The following is a 13,880-nucleotide window of genomic DNA, read 5'->3' on the forward strand; positions in this document are numbered from 1 at the left end:
GATAATTATGAGAAAGATATTTTAGCAGATTTTTCTTACAAAGCACTTACTGAGATAAACAGTAAAAAGGGAACAGCCATAAATACTCGGGTCTTCTTTGTGAAAAGTAATACGGATGCGTTTCTATAAAATCTAACGCTTTTGAATCACTTAACACTTCCGTAGTCCTGTCTTCAAACCGTTCGTTTTCCTTACCATCAAAGAATTTGCCTGTCGTAATTTTCGTTACCTCAATACTTCCCCAAGATACACTCATTTCTGTCTGATGACTATTACTTCCATACCCACTGTAAGGTTGGTACGTATGACTTATTCCATCAAATTCCCCTGTCTTAAGGGCCGTTAATACTTCATTCCTTTTCATTTGAGCCTTCCTTTCTGCCGCCAATACGGCTAAAAACAATGATGAACACGCAACTTTCTTCAGTGCTTTTTACAGTATATGAATGCTACCAGAATAGTAGGCCATTAAAAAACTTCCTCTGCCCAGATCCCCTTCCTGCTAATCTTTGCTCGTATCTGTGCATGTATACACCGTTGATAATGTTTATATGGCGGATGATAGGCATAGGCTACATAGGCGAATCCTTCTTCCAACAACAACTCATTTAACATGACACCATCCACCCATAAATAAGCTAGCAATCTACAAAATGATCATACCGTGGGTCATATTCCAACTGCACCTGTTTACCGATCAGTATCTGTCTCGATCTAGCAACCGCCTCTGCACCAAGGGGCTCGTCTGGAATATCTGGGTGGACGGTTTCAGGGGCATTAATTAACAGTAACCGCACATCAACAATGTTTCCGTTTAAAAACACTTCGATCGTGTCCGCATCAATGACTCGTTTTACCATTGCTGTATCTAATGCAGCTGCGCTTTGTATCGTTCGTTCCAATTCAATTGCCAGCTGTTTGCTTGCCCCCTTCTCTTTCTTCCCTATCTATCATGTCCCTTCCTCGTTTACCAACCAGCAGCTATCATTAAACTTTCTATACCTCTTCATATTTTTCACGCATTCCCCTATTTTTCAAATTTTGAAATTTACCAAATTCCTTGAAAAAGGCTAGATTCACGACTCCGGTTGGACCATTCCGCTGTTTTGCCAGAATAATTTCCAAGCTGTTTTTATTTTCTGCCTCCCTATCGTAATAATCATCTCGATAAAGAAAGGCAATAACATCGGCATCCTGTTCAATGTTGCCTGATTCTCTTAGGTCGGACATGAGTGGTCGTTTATCTGGGCGCTGTTCTACACCTCTAGATAACTGCGACAGTAGCACGATAGGAATATTTAACTCCATCGCTAGTAGTTTTAATTCCCTCGTTATTTCTCCTATTTCCAGATCACGACGTTGCCTTTTACTACTCGGTGTGATTAGTTGTAAATAATCAATAATGGCTAGATGCTTTTCATCTGGGTATTCATGAGCAGTTTTTCTTAAAGATGCACGAATATCACTGATCGTTCGGTTCTGCTCTTGAATGGAAAGCTTCCAGTTAGAAATCTCACCGACTGCTTGGATTGCAGTAGCATAGTCCTGTTCACTGAACATCAAGCTACGCCACTTTTGATTATAGATCGTGCCCTCCGCTGATATTAGGCGCTGGAGCAGTTGCTTTTTTCCCATTTCTAAGCTAAAAAATGAACTCATTCCTTGGTTGCGGCAATGTCCTGCTGCGATGTTTAAGGCAAATGCTGTTTTTCCAACGGATGGACGAGCCGCAATAATAATTAATTCACCTGGCTGCAGGCCACCGGTCATGTTATCGAAATCGGTATAGGACGTTGGAAAGCCGGCAGATGCGCCTTCTCCTGTGAAGATCATGTTTGCGATTTCTTTGAGACAATCTGTGTTATCTGTTTCTTGATTTACCATGCCTAGTTCCTGATACGTCTGCAATGACGCCATCAGTTTTTTTAATCCTTCGTCGCTTGGTTTGGTGGCATAGTTGACTGCTAGTTCACGAGATTTACGGTGGCGATATGCTTCGAACAGCAGTCGCTCGTAGTGAGCCAGACTTTCTGTGCTAGGGACTGACTCAGCAAGTTTTAACAGATACGTGGCACCACCTATTTGCTTAATAGTGTCCTTTAGATTCGTGGTTACTGTAACTAAATCAATCGTTTGCTGCTTTCGTGCTGCTTGTTGCATCGCCCTAAAAATAAGCTTGTGTTTGTGAGATGCAAACTGTTCTTCGGTTACCGTTAAATGGCTAAACAGTGTTCCTTCCAACAAGAGAGAGCCTAATATCGATGCTTCGGCTTCATAGTTTACAAGATTCATTGACTCATCCCCTTGAAAAGTGTGTCTAGTTGCTGTTTAAACTGCTGCTTCGTCTCTTCAGGGACCTGGGCTGATTCCTTCTTCCATTGCCGCATCTGTTCTAGATAGATATTGGTTGTAGGTGGATAAGCAGCAATTTCTGAAAGGGTCGGTGGATACGGATGCGCTGCTGCATAGGCAGATAACTTTTTTAGCACGTTGGTGTAGTCCATCTGCTTTAACTGTGGCAGAAGAATGTCTACTTTTCTTTTCGTTATCACATACTTTGGATACAGCTCTGCAATCGTATCTAGCACGTCAAATGCTTGATTCGCATTCATGACTGCATCTCCCTGCGTATTTTATCCAACACTTCTCGATTCTTGCTTTTATCTTTGACAAGAAGCGGTGTCGATCTAGCTCCCTTTTTCTGTAGTTGATAGTTTCTCGCTTGTTCTAAGGGGGTTATACCTGCTTGTACCCATTCTTTTAAAATTGCTTCAAGGTAACTGTATGTTCTGCCACCTTTTTTTACAGCAAGTTGGATAGCCTCAATCACCATTGCATCACCTAGATCGTCACACCAGGCAAGCAACGACTCGCGTACAATTGGTTTGATCATGCCAAAGTTGTGTTCATAAACGGTATAAGCATTCTGTTCCTTTCCTCCTCCTCTTCTTCTTTGTTTAGCTATTTCTTTTTCTTTATGTATGTCCCGGGTTTCGTTACCGAATGGCTCCGCGTTTGGTTCCGTATTTCGCATCTGAAATTGTCCGCCTGAAGCTTGTGATAAGTTTTCAAAATAAGAAACCAATGATTTCATTTGATACGATGCTGCTTTGCCTTTCACACCTGGTTCGTAATGAATTAATTCGTTTTCTACCAGTACTTTTCTCGATTCAGCTATTCTTTGGCTCGATAACCCCGATAAATTTCCGATGATTGAATTAGGAGCATTAAATGTTTCCATCCACCTCGCAGTATTGTTCAGCACCATCAGCGTATGCCACAATAGGACAGCGTTTGGTGGAATTTCATGAAAAGACATCCATTCTTTAAACGCATTTAGTTCTTTAATATAGTTCACCTTTATTCACCGCCTTTTCTTACTACAGACGTACTTGCTTTTTCACGAACCCATTCATCAATCGCTTCTTTTGAAAAAAGGATTTTCCGTCCAAACCGAATATGTGGCAAGGTCCCTTCACGAACCAAATCATAAATCGTATCCGTATGCACCCCTAAATATTTCGCTACATCTTTTACTGTAATCGTACACGTTTCCATTGTTTCATCCTCCTTTAAATTTATCTTTCATGAATATAATTGTTAGAAGGCAGATGTTAGGTGTCTACGTCCGATCAAATTGGTGGGAGGTTGAAAAAATGCTTGTGGTCAGTCTAAATGGAGGGAACAAAAAGAAAAATGTCAAGTACCGCTTGTGGACATCTGTCCGAACACGGTACCTGACACTGAAAATGGAGTCTATCTTTGATCTCTTTTTAAGTAGCAAGTTTATCTAGCTAAATTTATGAAAATACTACGAATGAGGTGATAAAAATGATATTTTTTCAGATTGGAACAGCCCTAGTTTTAATCATTGCTGCTTATCATTTATGGGTTCGTAATAATAAAGATAAAAAAACAATATACATGATTACGAATGTCATAAAATCAAATGATGATGTAAGACGAACGTTAGCAATGGGCTTGTATCATCGATTTAAAAGAGTAAGTAATGATAAAGAAGAAAGAGTATTCGAGGAAACGTTTAGTGAGTTATTTTTAAGAAATGATCCATATGAATTTGAACACTTCGTAGCAGAGATATACCAAAAGCTATTAGGCGGAACTACTTACGTAACTTCAAGATCTAATGATTACGGTGTAGATATTGAACATCATGTAGATGGTAAACTGTTTTATATTCAAGTAAAATGTGAAAAAGAAAATTTATCATTTGATGCAATCGCAAAAGTCCACTCTAATATGATAAAACATGGTGCTGATGGTGGAATGGTCGTAAATATATCGGACTTTTCGAAAAATGCACGTCATTATGCTGAAGGAATCAACATTGAGCTTGTAAATGGTGTTGAATTAGTTGATATGTGGATGAAAAGTTTGAATATAAAAACAGATGAGATTAAGGAGCTTAGTCCTGTACCAATATAGAATAAAAGACTGAGGGTCAGGTGCTTCATTATGAATAAGTGACCACGACGATGGACTGACCCTTAATTCAAATACAATTTACACTAATATATATATACTTGTATATAATAACTTTTTAAGAACATATGTTAAGCTACACGCTGTTCTTTTGTAAGAGACCAAATAAAAGCTACAACCCAACCTATTATTGTCCATCCTGCTAACAAATTTAAGAAGAAAATTGCTACAGTATTTTTCTTCTTACGAAATAATGAAACAAGAAAAGGGATAAAATACCCAATCACTAATAAAATTAATAATTCCACACTAATTGCTCCTTTCAAATTTTATTAATTAACTTGTCCAAAAATGTTCTTATTATTAATATGAATTTTGTATCATTCACAAAGTATTGATAGTTCCAAAACACTTCCTGTATAGCAGACAAATATGAGATCTTATTCTCACTTACTTTAACTAATACTATTGTAACCAAAATAAACTAATATATATATTTTGATGCAGCTAGTGCAAAGAATATAAATTCGATTTTTAATACCCCTTTATCGAATCCTCAATCTCTCTTGGGTAGTCTTCTCTTTGAATCCAACTTAAATCGTTCTCAGTTAAATCAAACCATTCGCCTTTAATTCGTTTATTCCGAAAATGACAATGAAAGAAATTTTCCGTTTTATACGGTGCTTTAGTTTTGATAAGGTGTACAATTTCATGTATGTGCGATGATCCGGTGCTTAGCTCTTTTTTTCGTTGATCTGGATCATCTGCTTTTCCAATTTTAATATGACCCATGCCAGATTCTTTTATGAAATAAACATAACTCGTATCAATTTCATTTGATTCAAAGCGTTGACTTATCGGATCTAAATGATGCCACTCTTTTACGGATGAATTTTTAGTATTACTTTTTACAAATCCTTTATATGCTTGATACACGAAGAAAACAATAAAAGCAATACTAACTAAATACAATACCTCCAAAGCTTACCCCTCCTTGGGATGCAAGAGCTGTGGTGAATAAACTTTTTTTAATGGATAAAACCCGCTTCTCTTTTTAAACATAACCATTTGTCGATGCCTTTCTATCGTACGCATTGGACATCTATTTTGTTGATGATTATTTCGTTCTATCACTGCTGACAAAATAGGTTGAGGATTATCTGCAGAACCAATTGCTCCGTTAATAAATACCGTGTCACAAGGCAACACAGCAAACAAGTCATTAACTATTTTGTTTAAGCAGCTATATACATGGTGTTGATATAACTCATAGCGCTTTGTTTTAGGCATGTCATGATAGCGAAGTTTTCCTTTTTTTGTGGTTTTTTCTATTTTAAATGGAATAATGTCTGATAGATCATGCAAATAAATATCGCATTCTACTGTTTTCGAATCTTGTACATGCAAACAATACGCTCTTGCAATAGCACTATTTTGATGAAAATTCGCATAATTTCTGACACATTCTCTCCAAGAATTCAATTCACCTTCAACAATATTTTTAACAAATGGATATCTTTCTTCCCATTTTTGATATGCTAGCTCATCCATTTTTTTAGCTTTATTTTTCTTAAACCGATAGTAAGTTAATAAAAGCTTATTAATGCCAACGATGCTAGAAAAAAAGGTTGATTTAAATTGTGTTTCTTTTTGGTTCCAGCTTTTTTCATTAGGCCCAGTATCTCGCTTAGAAAATGGTTCTTCTAGCTGTTTTTTCCAGTCAATTGATGGGCGTTCATTATAATGAAATGCTTTTAATTCATCTAGCACTGCCTGTTGTCTAGTTGTTATTTTATATGTCATGTTTAATTCACCCGTAATAGTATTTACTTAATGGTGAAAAAATATGAAATTAATGTTCATTTTACTGTTATGAGACAACCCTTAGTAAACATAATGTAAAACTAACAACTAGAACGGGAGGTATATATGGGTACAATTGAAGTTCGATTGGAGCAAATTGTATTGGATTTAGAAAGTAGAATTAACTCTGATACCGAAGGGTTAAAGAAAAGCATTCAAAAATATGGACTTATTACTCCATTAACTGTATTTGGTCCTGACAAAAACAATAACTATTATTTGATTAAAGGTTATCGAAGGTATGATGTACTAAAAGAGTTATCAGTCTCTAATCATGAGTACAAAGAAGTTCCGGTTAACATAATCAGTAAAAAAATTGATACAAAACTTGAAAGACAGACACTACGTTTTCATCTAAATAACACATCTAAAAAAACTAATGGTGCAGAAGAACAATCGGCAATAGATTATATACAAAATACAGGAAATTATTCTGACGAGGAACTAATAGAAATAGCTCAGCCAAAACCTGCTCGTGTGAAACGTATGAAGAAGAGTCGTGAGATTGATAAGAACTTACGACATGAGATTGCAAAGAAAAGAGGAAGTCAACACGCACTTGAGGTTATCGTTAATATGCCCATACCTAAAAAGCAATTCTCCAGACTTTACAATTTATTACTTAATCGTAAGATAACCGGAATAGATGCAGATGCATTAAAGAAACTTGACAAGGATGAACTTTTTGACGATTTATCTGATCAGCAAAAATCCAGTGCAATAAAAAAAGTATTAGCTCAATCACGTTTTACAGATAGAGAAGCTAGATTAATTATTTTAGCTGAACTAATGAAAGATAAATCAACCGACTATTCCGAGAATTCATTTGAATTGATAAACTACCTTGCACGTTCACTTGGAGATCTCACAGAAATGATCCACCCAGATATTCGATCGGATGCAACTGACATACAAAGAGAACAGTTACGATCAGGGATTTCAGGGTTAACGAATTCACTATCGTGGACTTGGAAGCAGGAATACAAAGAAAATGATTCGAATCAACAGTTTTACCGAACACAGATCGATGAATTAACTAGTGAAGAGACCACAAAAGGATATAGGTTTCGATTACATTAATAGAGACGCTTGGGAGTAATCCAAGCGTCTCTATTTTTATAAAACCTAAATGTCATATAACTTTTTACATATAGAAGGAATAAAATAAGCGTGAGAACCTCAATATGGACAAGTATCCACGATGAGGGTCTGATCCCTTTATATATGGTCCAACATAAAAGAGGATGGGCGCATCCTTGTAGATATTTTCAACGGTTCCAGGTTAATACATGGGATAACTTCTCACTTATACAGAACTGGAAATTCATAGTCAGCACCGTATTTTTAACTTTTAAAAATTATAGGTTACATTTGGCAAACTTTCTACCTATTCCCAAATTACGAAAAGCTTTTATGCAAGAGTAATTGATCGATTTGGCACCTGGAAGAAAACATATTAAAGGAATATGCTAAGCTTAAGAATGAGAAAAACAAAAAACTGCCCCCATTACTCCTCTTAGCCAATCCAGCACAATTTTACATATGCGTGTAACCAATCTTACCTTTCTTTAACGAGGTTCTTAAATTCCTTAGCAAACTGTTGTGCCAATCCAGGATTATTTTCTTTTATTTCTATATTTTCATTATTATATTTAGCTCTTTTGGACCAATTATAGGCTCCATTTATCACAATTCTATTGTCTATGATACAAAATTTATTGTGCATGATATTTTTATGCTGACCTCGAGGTGCTAATCTTATTGTTTCAAAATGATCTTCAAATTGAAATCCTGCATTAGTTTTATCATCATTTACGATTAGACGTACATTGACACCTTCATTACTCTTTTTTATTAGCTCATTAAGAATTTTCTTGTCTGTAAACCACGCAACAGCTATCCAAATAGTATACTCAGCTTCTCTTATTTTTTCTATTATTTTATTTTGTATGGCTGAAAAATACACCTCGGTTGTTCCGCCACCAATGATGTTTCCACCTGAAACAATGTACTTTCCATTCTCTTTTTTAATTTCATAACCTTCCACACTTAACGTACGGTTTAAGCATTTAAGAAAATCAACTATTTCATTATCTTTTTCTAACTTATGCATTGAATACAAAATAAACTCTTCGATTAAAATTACCAACTTTTGTGTCCCATTTATTTCATTTAGTCTCTCTAACACATAATTTCCTCTACTCTTGTCTAAGTCTTTATCTATTCCAATTTCTTTGAATAATTCTACAATTTCATTTCCTGTTAAATATGGTGAATCTCCCTCTTTTGCTGCTATATGAGATTTAATTGCACTTAAAGTAGCTCGTTTTACTTTCATTTAATCGCTCCTAACCAATTTTAAACTTATATAAATTGTATTAGAATTGTCTAATGGATAGAACGACCATTTCTATAACGATTTCAACTCTATAATAATTTCCTCTTTTCTTTTCCTATCTCTAATCCTTCTCAAATATTAAGCAAATTCGCAAATTCATGTCCTTTTCTTTGTGCTCTCATTGTTTCAGCAATTGCATTACCCAAACTATTTTTGTCATCATCTATTACAATTACTTTTCTTAGCATACAATTTTCCCTCCATTTCTATTGACCTGCTTAATTAGAGAAGTTTCGTTATATTTCCTTTCATTTCCTTTTCGACTAATCTTTCGTAATACACTTCTTAACTCTTTACCATTATTACATACTACTTTCACTAATCTAGCTGTTTGATAGCTTGCTGTAACATCGAGCACTTCCTCATCTCTATACTCATTTCTATACCCAGCTAATAGGTTTACGCTTTCTATGCCATGCGCTACCCAAACTCTAGTGTCACCACTACCACCTGACGTTGTCTTCCACCCATTTAGACCTTCAGCAGTTGCAATATTTTCAAAAAAATGCATCATACCGCGGATCACAAAATGGAATATACCCTACACATGAAGTGACAATATCTCCTTTGCCACGTCGATCAATAACGATAGCTGCATCAATTCCCCAGAAGAAATAGTCATCCACTTATTGTGAGCCAACTAATCTACATTCCTATTCAACAGTGAAAATGAATTTAACTTTTCCACTAAAAGGTGCATTAGAAAGATGTTGTGATAGATGAAGTAATATCTTAACACCTGCACGGTCATCTTCTATTTTATATTCTATCCTTATTTTTTAATACTTTTTTGTAAAGTGCTTCATATACTGCGATTAGGTTAGAAAAGTTCCCAACGTCGTCAGATTCTTTATCATCTTGCAACTCTTCTTCTTCTAAACCGAGTAATACCTCAATCGATTTGTTGACTATTTGCATAGTGATACCTGCTTTCCATTATTAATAAATAGCCTAAACCTTGATATGGAGGGTTGGTTGTCCATGAAGAGGGGGTGTATAATAAAAGGCGTAGACAGAAATCCCCATCTAAAATGAGAGATGGGGATTTCTAAATGCAGCTGTTTCTCGAGAATTCAATTGTCCTTATGAATAACAAATACCTAAATTTAAAAGTATAAATCAACTTTTTTCGCCAATTACAGTATTATTAAGTACTTTCTTGACATCAAGTAATACCTCAATTAACTCTTTAGGATCAAGATATATTTCTTCTTGAGAATGCGCTATATTATTACGGAGTTTCTCAATTTTCTTGAAAAATTCACCACATTTACTTTTTGATACAAATCCTAGTTTATCTAATAAAATATCCGAACCTTTAACAATAGTGCCTGTATATGGTAACTTAAAAGTGAACCACCATGACAATTAAAAATTGAACCACTCTGATAGAAAATAACCCTAATATTTCATTTAAATATTGGGGGTTCTGGGAGTGATTACACTGAAAAAGAAACAAAAAGTCCTTAAAAGACATTTGAACGGAGAAAGCCAACGAAGTATTGCAAGAACAACGAAAGTTTCTAGAAATACAGTGAGAAAATATATTGCAGAGTTTGAGAATAGTAAGCAAAAGGATGTTCGACAGTTACCAATCCCTGAAAGCATTGTGAGTAAGCCTACTTACAAGCCAAGAGTCAGTAAAAAACGTGTACTTACAGAGGAAATACAAAAAAGATTACAACAATTCATTGCCGAGAACCAATGGAAACAACAGCATTATATGGCAAAGCAAAAAATGAAAATGATAGATATGTATGAGACGTTACGAGATGAAGGGTATAACATCAGTTATACTACTGTCAGAAATTATGTGAACAAAGAGAATGAAAAACAGAAAGAAGTATTTATACGCAAGTATTGTGAACCAGGTGCAGAAATTGAATTTGATTGGGGCGAAGTGAAATTAGAAATTGACGGAAGATTAAAGAGTTACTCATTAGCTGTTTTCACGCTACCTTTTAGTAATTATCGTTTTGCAAGATTGTATGAATCTGAAACACAAGTATGCGTATTGGATGTCCACACAAAAATGATTAACCATTTAGGTTTTATACCGACGGTATTCACTTATGACAACATGAGAACTGTAGTTAGATCATTTATTGGCAATGAAAAAACGATCACAGAACCTATGGAGCAACTTTCTAATTATTATCAATTTCGTATTCGATTATGCGAGGCGAAAAAAGGAAATGAGAAGGGTCATGTCGAGCGAAGTGTAGAATTTATTCGACGAAAAGTTTTTGCATCTATGTATAAGTTTGATCGTTTAGTAGAGGCGAATCAACACCTAATAAAAGGTATTCATAAGTTAAACCATCGCTTACACCATGAGCATAAGGAAAAACATATTGACTTAATGAAGAAGGAAAAAGAAGTAGCAGGCGTTACGGAAATTCATCCGTTTGATAGCGCTGATCTAATAGAATGTCGAGTAGATAAATATAGCACTGTAGTCATTAAACACAACCATTATTCTGTCCCCGAGGGACATGTAGGGAAATATATCCGCGCCAAGGTAGGTGCAGAGAACATTCGATTGTTTATTGATGGAGAGCATGTAGCTACACATCCTCGCAATTGGGGAATCCATCAATGGGAGATGGATATCTATCATTACTTAGCAACGTTCGAAAAGAAAAAAGGTGCCCTTATTCAAAGCCAAAGTTTGAAACAGGCACCAACACATATAAAAAATATCTATCATACGTATTATATCGGAAAAGAGAAAGAATTCATAGCATTACTCCATTATATTAAGGAAAATGATAATCTTCATGATGTGTTAGCAGCTATTCAACAATTGAAAAATATTCGATCAGATTATATTTCTACGGAGCGCATACAGTTTATATGTGAACAAGATAAAGCTGTCCATATGATTGTTGAAGATGATGATATAGCAAAACAGGCCCAATCGAATCTACGCGCTTATCATGAACTATTTTATAAGATGGAAAAAGGAGTAATGTGATATGGATCAACAAACCCAACTTATTCAGTTATGTAAAGATTTACGATTACCAAGCATCAGAAAAATGGTACAAGACACTAGTAATTTCAATCATCCTAACCAAGCTTATGAAGTGTTACTACAAGTATTAAAACAAGAAAAAGCAGATCGCTTTATTCGAGCGAAACAAAATCGAATAAGAGCTGCAAATTTCCCGCAGAAGAAGTTGTTAGATGAGTTAGTAGAAGAAGCCTTACCAGAATAAGCAAGACAAAAGTTGCCACAATTAAAGACGTTATCTTTTATCGAAGAGGGTCAAAATGTCATTCTGACAGGCCCTCCTGGAACTGGTAAGTCACACTTAGCTATAGGCTTAGGAATGGAAGCGTGTTTAGCAGGTTACCGCGTTTTCTTCGCAACTGTACCATCTTTTATTAATCAATTAAAAGAGCACCGCTCTGAACGTACCTTACGCTCTTTTGAATTAAAATTTGAAAAATATGATCTAGTGATCTTGGATGAGTTAGGATATATTTCGTTTGATAAAGAAGGAGCTGAATTATTATTCTCCCATTTATCGTTAAGAGCTGACCGCAAGTCCACTATTATAACTAGTAATTTATCTTTTGTGCAATGGCAGGAGATTTTCCATGACGCTGTACTAACAGCCGCTTTAACAGATCGATTAACACATAAATCACACGTTTTAAACATGAATGGTGCTTCATATCGAATGAGAGAGACAGAGGAATGGATTAAAAGTAATGAGAAGCAGGTGGTTCAAAATTAAATTGCGATGTGGTTCAATTTTCACTCGCGAAATACATACACCTAATACTAGATCTTCTGAATTAATTAAAAACAAATCCTTTTTTGGTTTATTCATAGTAAATCCTCCTTAAGAAATTTCGTTCTTATACTATAAATAAACTGCATAACTCGAAAACACACAAAGAACTGACTAGCTTTTATAATATTCCGCTAATATGCTCTTCTATAAGTCTGCGATTATCTGTTTTATCCGCCAAGCAGCTTGATAAATAACTCAAATTCAATGGGTTTAACACTACCGACCCCATGTACTCATCAGAGGTTGGATTATTAATGTTGATTTCTTGTGTAACAGCAACGTCGTTTAATGAAGGATAGATAATCGTTGCTTTTTTGTTTCCCTCACTACTCAAGGCATACACGGATAACTGATATAACATATCACGAGGTAATGCGTTCTCCCATAGATCCTTATATTTTGCATCAAGTAACTTTATCACCTTACCATTTTTCTCGATAGCAAAGTCTGGTCTTGGGGTAGATGACCTTCTATTTTTTGGATTATGATTAGATGCATAGGTAAACATATCATGTAGAAGAAATTGCTCCCTAACAGCATAATTTGGAACATAATCCTGAAGTAATCTACCCACCAACGATTCAAAGAAGTGATTCATGTCAAAGAAGAAACCTTGCAACTTCAATTCCTGATTATTCCCCTCAAGTTCTATCCCTTGATTTTCTTGCAAGATGGATATGATTTCGAGTAATGGCCGGTACCGCTCCGTTAGCCTGTTGATATTGTTTTTTGCCTTTTTAATTACTTGTTTAGTTAGAACAATATTGGAAATATATTCTTCAAAATATGAGTAGAGACGGCGTAAATGTACGATTAAGTTTGGGTCACTGGCTAATGAAATACACAGCTTTATGCCCGCGAGTAATACTTGATTAAGTAAATTATCTTCATTTCGTTCATAGTATCTACTTGGCAATGTCGCTTTTTTCAAGTAATGATTTTCAGCGATTTTATTAAAGTCTAACCTACCTTTTGGTGACGCTAACTCTTCTTCTTTTCTTATATATCCTCTATGAAATCCCTTAATAAATAAATCCTCCGTATGGACGTATAACTGGTAAATTAATATATCCATGAATGTAAATGATCGCAGGTTAAAACCTGCATGCTGCATGATTGTTAAATCCTTTAACTGGTACACATAATTCATTAAGGTAAGTAAATCCATTCCCTTTATTTTTGGCATGATATTTAAATGTATATCACCTAAATAAACTGAACCGACAAATGAATTAGTACTAATGCTTAAGCCGTCTTTTAATTCTATAATTTTCACTATTTCTTTATCGGATAACAGTCTTGCAAGTTCCTTTTCATGCTTTGTTTCCAATTCAATATCAGGGAATATTTCACTTTGCCATTCTCTCATA

General features: G+C 35.3%; 21 protein-coding genes. 5 read left to right on the forward strand and 16 right to left on the reverse strand.

The annotated features are described in order from the left end of the window. Positions 1-46 precede the first annotated feature (46 nt). The 7 genes from BN1058_RS04035 to BN1058_RS04065 form a co-directional block, all read right to left on the reverse strand. On the reverse strand, positions 47-364 hold the full coding sequence (locus tag BN1058_RS04035; protein WP_090853218.1) for a hypothetical protein: 318 nt from the start codon (positions 362-364) through the stop codon (positions 47-49). 104 nt (positions 365-468) lie between these two features. Next, positions 469-615: a thermonuclease family protein gene (locus BN1058_RS04040; protein WP_090853221.1), complete on the reverse strand. Its 147-nt coding sequence runs from the start codon at positions 613-615 to the stop codon at positions 469-471. Positions 616-638: 23 nt separating this feature from the next. After that, entirely contained in the window at positions 639-902 is a 264-nt protein-coding gene (locus BN1058_RS04045; RefSeq protein WP_090853224.1) for a thermonuclease family protein, read from the reverse strand. 94 nt (positions 903-996) lie between these two features. After that, on the reverse strand, positions 997-2,292 hold the full coding sequence (gene dnaB, locus BN1058_RS04050) for a replicative DNA helicase (RefSeq protein WP_090853228.1): 1,296 nt from the start codon (positions 2,290-2,292) through the stop codon (positions 997-999). Next, on the reverse strand, positions 2,289-2,612 hold the full coding sequence (locus BN1058_RS04055; RefSeq protein WP_090853231.1) for a hypothetical protein: 324 nt from the start codon (positions 2,610-2,612) through the stop codon (positions 2,289-2,291). The genes dnaB and BN1058_RS04055 overlap by 4 nt, the downstream gene beginning before the upstream one ends. Next, positions 2,609-3,358 carry a DnaD domain-containing protein gene (locus BN1058_RS04060; protein ID WP_090853234.1) on the reverse strand — a complete coding sequence of 250 codons (750 nt, stop codon included), beginning with the start codon at positions 3,356-3,358 and terminating at the stop codon, positions 2,609-2,611. The genes BN1058_RS04055 and BN1058_RS04060 overlap by 4 nt, the downstream gene beginning before the upstream one ends. 2 nt (positions 3,359-3,360) lie before the next feature. Further along, positions 3,361-3,558: a helix-turn-helix domain-containing protein gene (locus BN1058_RS04065; RefSeq protein ID WP_090853237.1), complete on the reverse strand. Its 198-nt coding sequence runs from the start codon at positions 3,556-3,558 to the stop codon at positions 3,361-3,363. Positions 3,559-3,831: 273 nt separating this feature from the next. On the opposite strand from BN1058_RS04065, the gene BN1058_RS04070 reads away from it, so the two are divergent. Then, positions 3,832-4,446, forward strand: a complete 615-nt coding sequence (locus tag BN1058_RS04070; RefSeq protein WP_090853240.1) for a restriction endonuclease — start codon at positions 3,832-3,834, stop codon at positions 4,444-4,446. Between the two features lie 128 nt (positions 4,447-4,574). Here BN1058_RS04070 and BN1058_RS04075 read toward each other — a convergent pair whose 3' ends face one another. The 3 genes from BN1058_RS04075 to BN1058_RS04085 form a co-directional block, all read right to left on the reverse strand. Further along, positions 4,575-4,751: a superinfection immunity protein gene (locus BN1058_RS04075; RefSeq protein ID WP_090853243.1), complete on the reverse strand. Its 177-nt coding sequence runs from the start codon at positions 4,749-4,751 to the stop codon at positions 4,575-4,577. Positions 4,752-4,977: 226 nt separating this feature from the next. Beyond that, positions 4,978-5,424: a GIY-YIG nuclease family protein gene (locus tag BN1058_RS04080; protein ID WP_090853246.1), complete on the reverse strand. Its 447-nt coding sequence runs from the start codon at positions 5,422-5,424 to the stop codon at positions 4,978-4,980. A gap of 3 nt (positions 5,425-5,427) precedes the next feature. Then, a complete protein-coding gene (locus BN1058_RS04085) occupies positions 5,428-6,246 on the reverse strand; it encodes a hypothetical protein (protein WP_090853249.1) in 819 nt (272 codons plus the stop codon). A 126-nt stretch (positions 6,247-6,372) separates the two neighbouring features. Here BN1058_RS04085 and BN1058_RS04090 point away from each other — a divergent pair, with 126 nt between their 5' ends. Beyond that, positions 6,373-7,386 (forward strand): ParB/RepB/Spo0J family partition protein, encoded by a 1,014-nt coding sequence (locus BN1058_RS04090; RefSeq protein ID WP_090853252.1) that lies wholly within the window; start codon positions 6,373-6,375, stop codon positions 7,384-7,386. 478 nt (positions 7,387-7,864) lie between these two features. On the opposite strand, the gene BN1058_RS04095 is transcribed toward BN1058_RS04090, so the two are convergent. The 5 genes from BN1058_RS04095 to BN1058_RS04105 all read right to left on the reverse strand — a co-directional run bounded on the left by BN1058_RS04095 (position 7,865) and on the right by BN1058_RS04105 (position 10,072). Further along, positions 7,865-8,644: a phospholipase D-like domain-containing protein gene (locus BN1058_RS04095; protein ID WP_090853254.1), complete on the reverse strand. Its 780-nt coding sequence runs from the start codon at positions 8,642-8,644 to the stop codon at positions 7,865-7,867. Positions 8,645-8,885: 241 nt separating this feature from the next. Then, positions 8,886-9,218 (reverse strand): hypothetical protein, encoded by a 333-nt coding sequence (locus tag BN1058_RS04100; RefSeq protein ID WP_141652116.1) that lies wholly within the window; start codon positions 9,216-9,218, stop codon positions 8,886-8,888. Then, positions 9,202-9,330, reverse strand: a complete 129-nt coding sequence (locus BN1058_RS14475; RefSeq protein ID WP_255306982.1) for a hypothetical protein — start codon at positions 9,328-9,330, stop codon at positions 9,202-9,204. Before BN1058_RS14475 ends, BN1058_RS04100 begins: the two co-directional genes overlap by 17 nt. 133 nt (positions 9,331-9,463) lie before the next feature. Next, the gene (locus BN1058_RS14280; protein ID WP_176694441.1) at positions 9,464-9,622 is read right to left on the reverse strand and encodes a hypothetical protein; all 159 of its coding nucleotides are present in this window, start codon (positions 9,620-9,622) and stop codon (positions 9,464-9,466) included. 201 nt (positions 9,623-9,823) lie between these two features. Next, positions 9,824-10,072 (reverse strand): hypothetical protein, encoded by a 249-nt coding sequence (locus BN1058_RS04105; protein ID WP_090853260.1) that lies wholly within the window; start codon positions 10,070-10,072, stop codon positions 9,824-9,826. Positions 10,073-10,139: 67 nt separating this feature from the next. Here BN1058_RS04105 and istA point away from each other — a divergent pair, with 67 nt between their 5' ends. From istA to istB, 3 genes are read left to right on the forward strand one after another with little or no spacing between them, the layout of a single operon-like run. Beyond that, positions 10,140-11,681 (forward strand): IS21 family transposase, encoded by a 1,542-nt coding sequence (istA, locus tag BN1058_RS04110; protein ID WP_141652117.1) that lies wholly within the window; start codon positions 10,140-10,142, stop codon positions 11,679-11,681. Between the two features lies 1 nt (position 11,682). Next, entirely contained in the window at positions 11,683-11,925 is a 243-nt protein-coding gene (locus BN1058_RS14590; RefSeq protein ID WP_369688243.1) for a P-loop NTPase family protein, read from the forward strand. A gap of 12 nt (positions 11,926-11,937) precedes the next feature. Continuing rightward, the gene (gene istB / locus BN1058_RS04115) at positions 11,938-12,450 is read left to right on the forward strand and encodes an IS21-like element helper ATPase IstB (protein WP_369688244.1); all 513 of its coding nucleotides are present in this window, start codon (positions 11,938-11,940) and stop codon (positions 12,448-12,450) included. A gap of 178 nt (positions 12,451-12,628) precedes the next feature. On the opposite strand, the gene BN1058_RS04120 is transcribed toward istB, so the two are convergent. Further along, complete coding sequence (locus tag BN1058_RS04120) at positions 12,629-13,879, reverse strand: McrC family protein (protein ID WP_176694442.1); 1,251 nt, start codon at positions 13,877-13,879, stop codon at positions 12,629-12,631. Position 13,880 lies beyond the last annotated feature (1 nt).

The organism is Paraliobacillus sp. PM-2, from assembly GCF_001368815.1.
In the GTDB taxonomy this organism is placed as follows: Bacteria; Bacillota; Bacilli; order Bacillales; family Amphibacillaceae; genus Paraliobacillus.

Excerpts from the sequence above, each read along its gene's own strand:
- BN1058_RS04035 (WP_090853218.1), bottom strand. The coding sequence starts at position 364 with ATGAAAAGGAATGAAGTATTAACGGCCCTTAAGACAGGGGAATTTGAT.
- BN1058_RS04040 (WP_090853221.1), bottom strand. The coding sequence starts at position 615 with ATGTTAAATGAGTTGTTGTTGGAAGAAGGATTCGCCTATGTAGCCTAT.
- dnaB (WP_090853228.1), bottom strand. The coding sequence starts at position 2,292 with ATGAATCTTGTAAACTATGAAGCCGAAGCATCGATATTAGGCTCTCTC.
- BN1058_RS04055 (WP_090853231.1), bottom strand. The coding sequence starts at position 2,612 with ATGAATGCGAATCAAGCATTTGACGTGCTAGATACGATTGCAGAGCTG.
- BN1058_RS04065 (WP_090853237.1), bottom strand. The coding sequence starts at position 3,558 with ATGGAAACGTGTACGATTACAGTAAAAGATGTAGCGAAATATTTAGGG.
- BN1058_RS04070 (WP_090853240.1), top strand. The coding sequence starts at position 3,832 with ATGATATTTTTTCAGATTGGAACAGCCCTAGTTTTAATCATTGCTGCT.
- BN1058_RS04085 (WP_090853249.1), bottom strand. The coding sequence starts at position 6,246 with ATGACATATAAAATAACAACTAGACAACAGGCAGTGCTAGATGAATTA.
- BN1058_RS04090 (WP_090853252.1), top strand. The coding sequence starts at position 6,373 with ATGGGTACAATTGAAGTTCGATTGGAGCAAATTGTATTGGATTTAGAA.
- BN1058_RS04095 (WP_090853254.1), bottom strand. The coding sequence starts at position 8,644 with ATGAAAGTAAAACGAGCTACTTTAAGTGCAATTAAATCTCATATAGCA.
- BN1058_RS04100 (WP_141652116.1), bottom strand. The coding sequence starts at position 9,218 with ATGATGCATTTTTTTGAAAATATTGCAACTGCTGAAGGTCTAAATGGG.
- BN1058_RS14280 (WP_176694441.1), bottom strand. The coding sequence starts at position 9,622 with ATGCAAATAGTCAACAAATCGATTGAGGTATTACTCGGTTTAGAAGAA.
- BN1058_RS14590 (WP_369688243.1), top strand. The coding sequence starts at position 11,683 with ATGGATCAACAAACCCAACTTATTCAGTTATGTAAAGATTTACGATTA.
- BN1058_RS04120 (WP_176694442.1), bottom strand. The coding sequence starts at position 13,879 with ATGAGAGAATGGCAAAGTGAAATATTCCCTGATATTGAATTGGAAACA.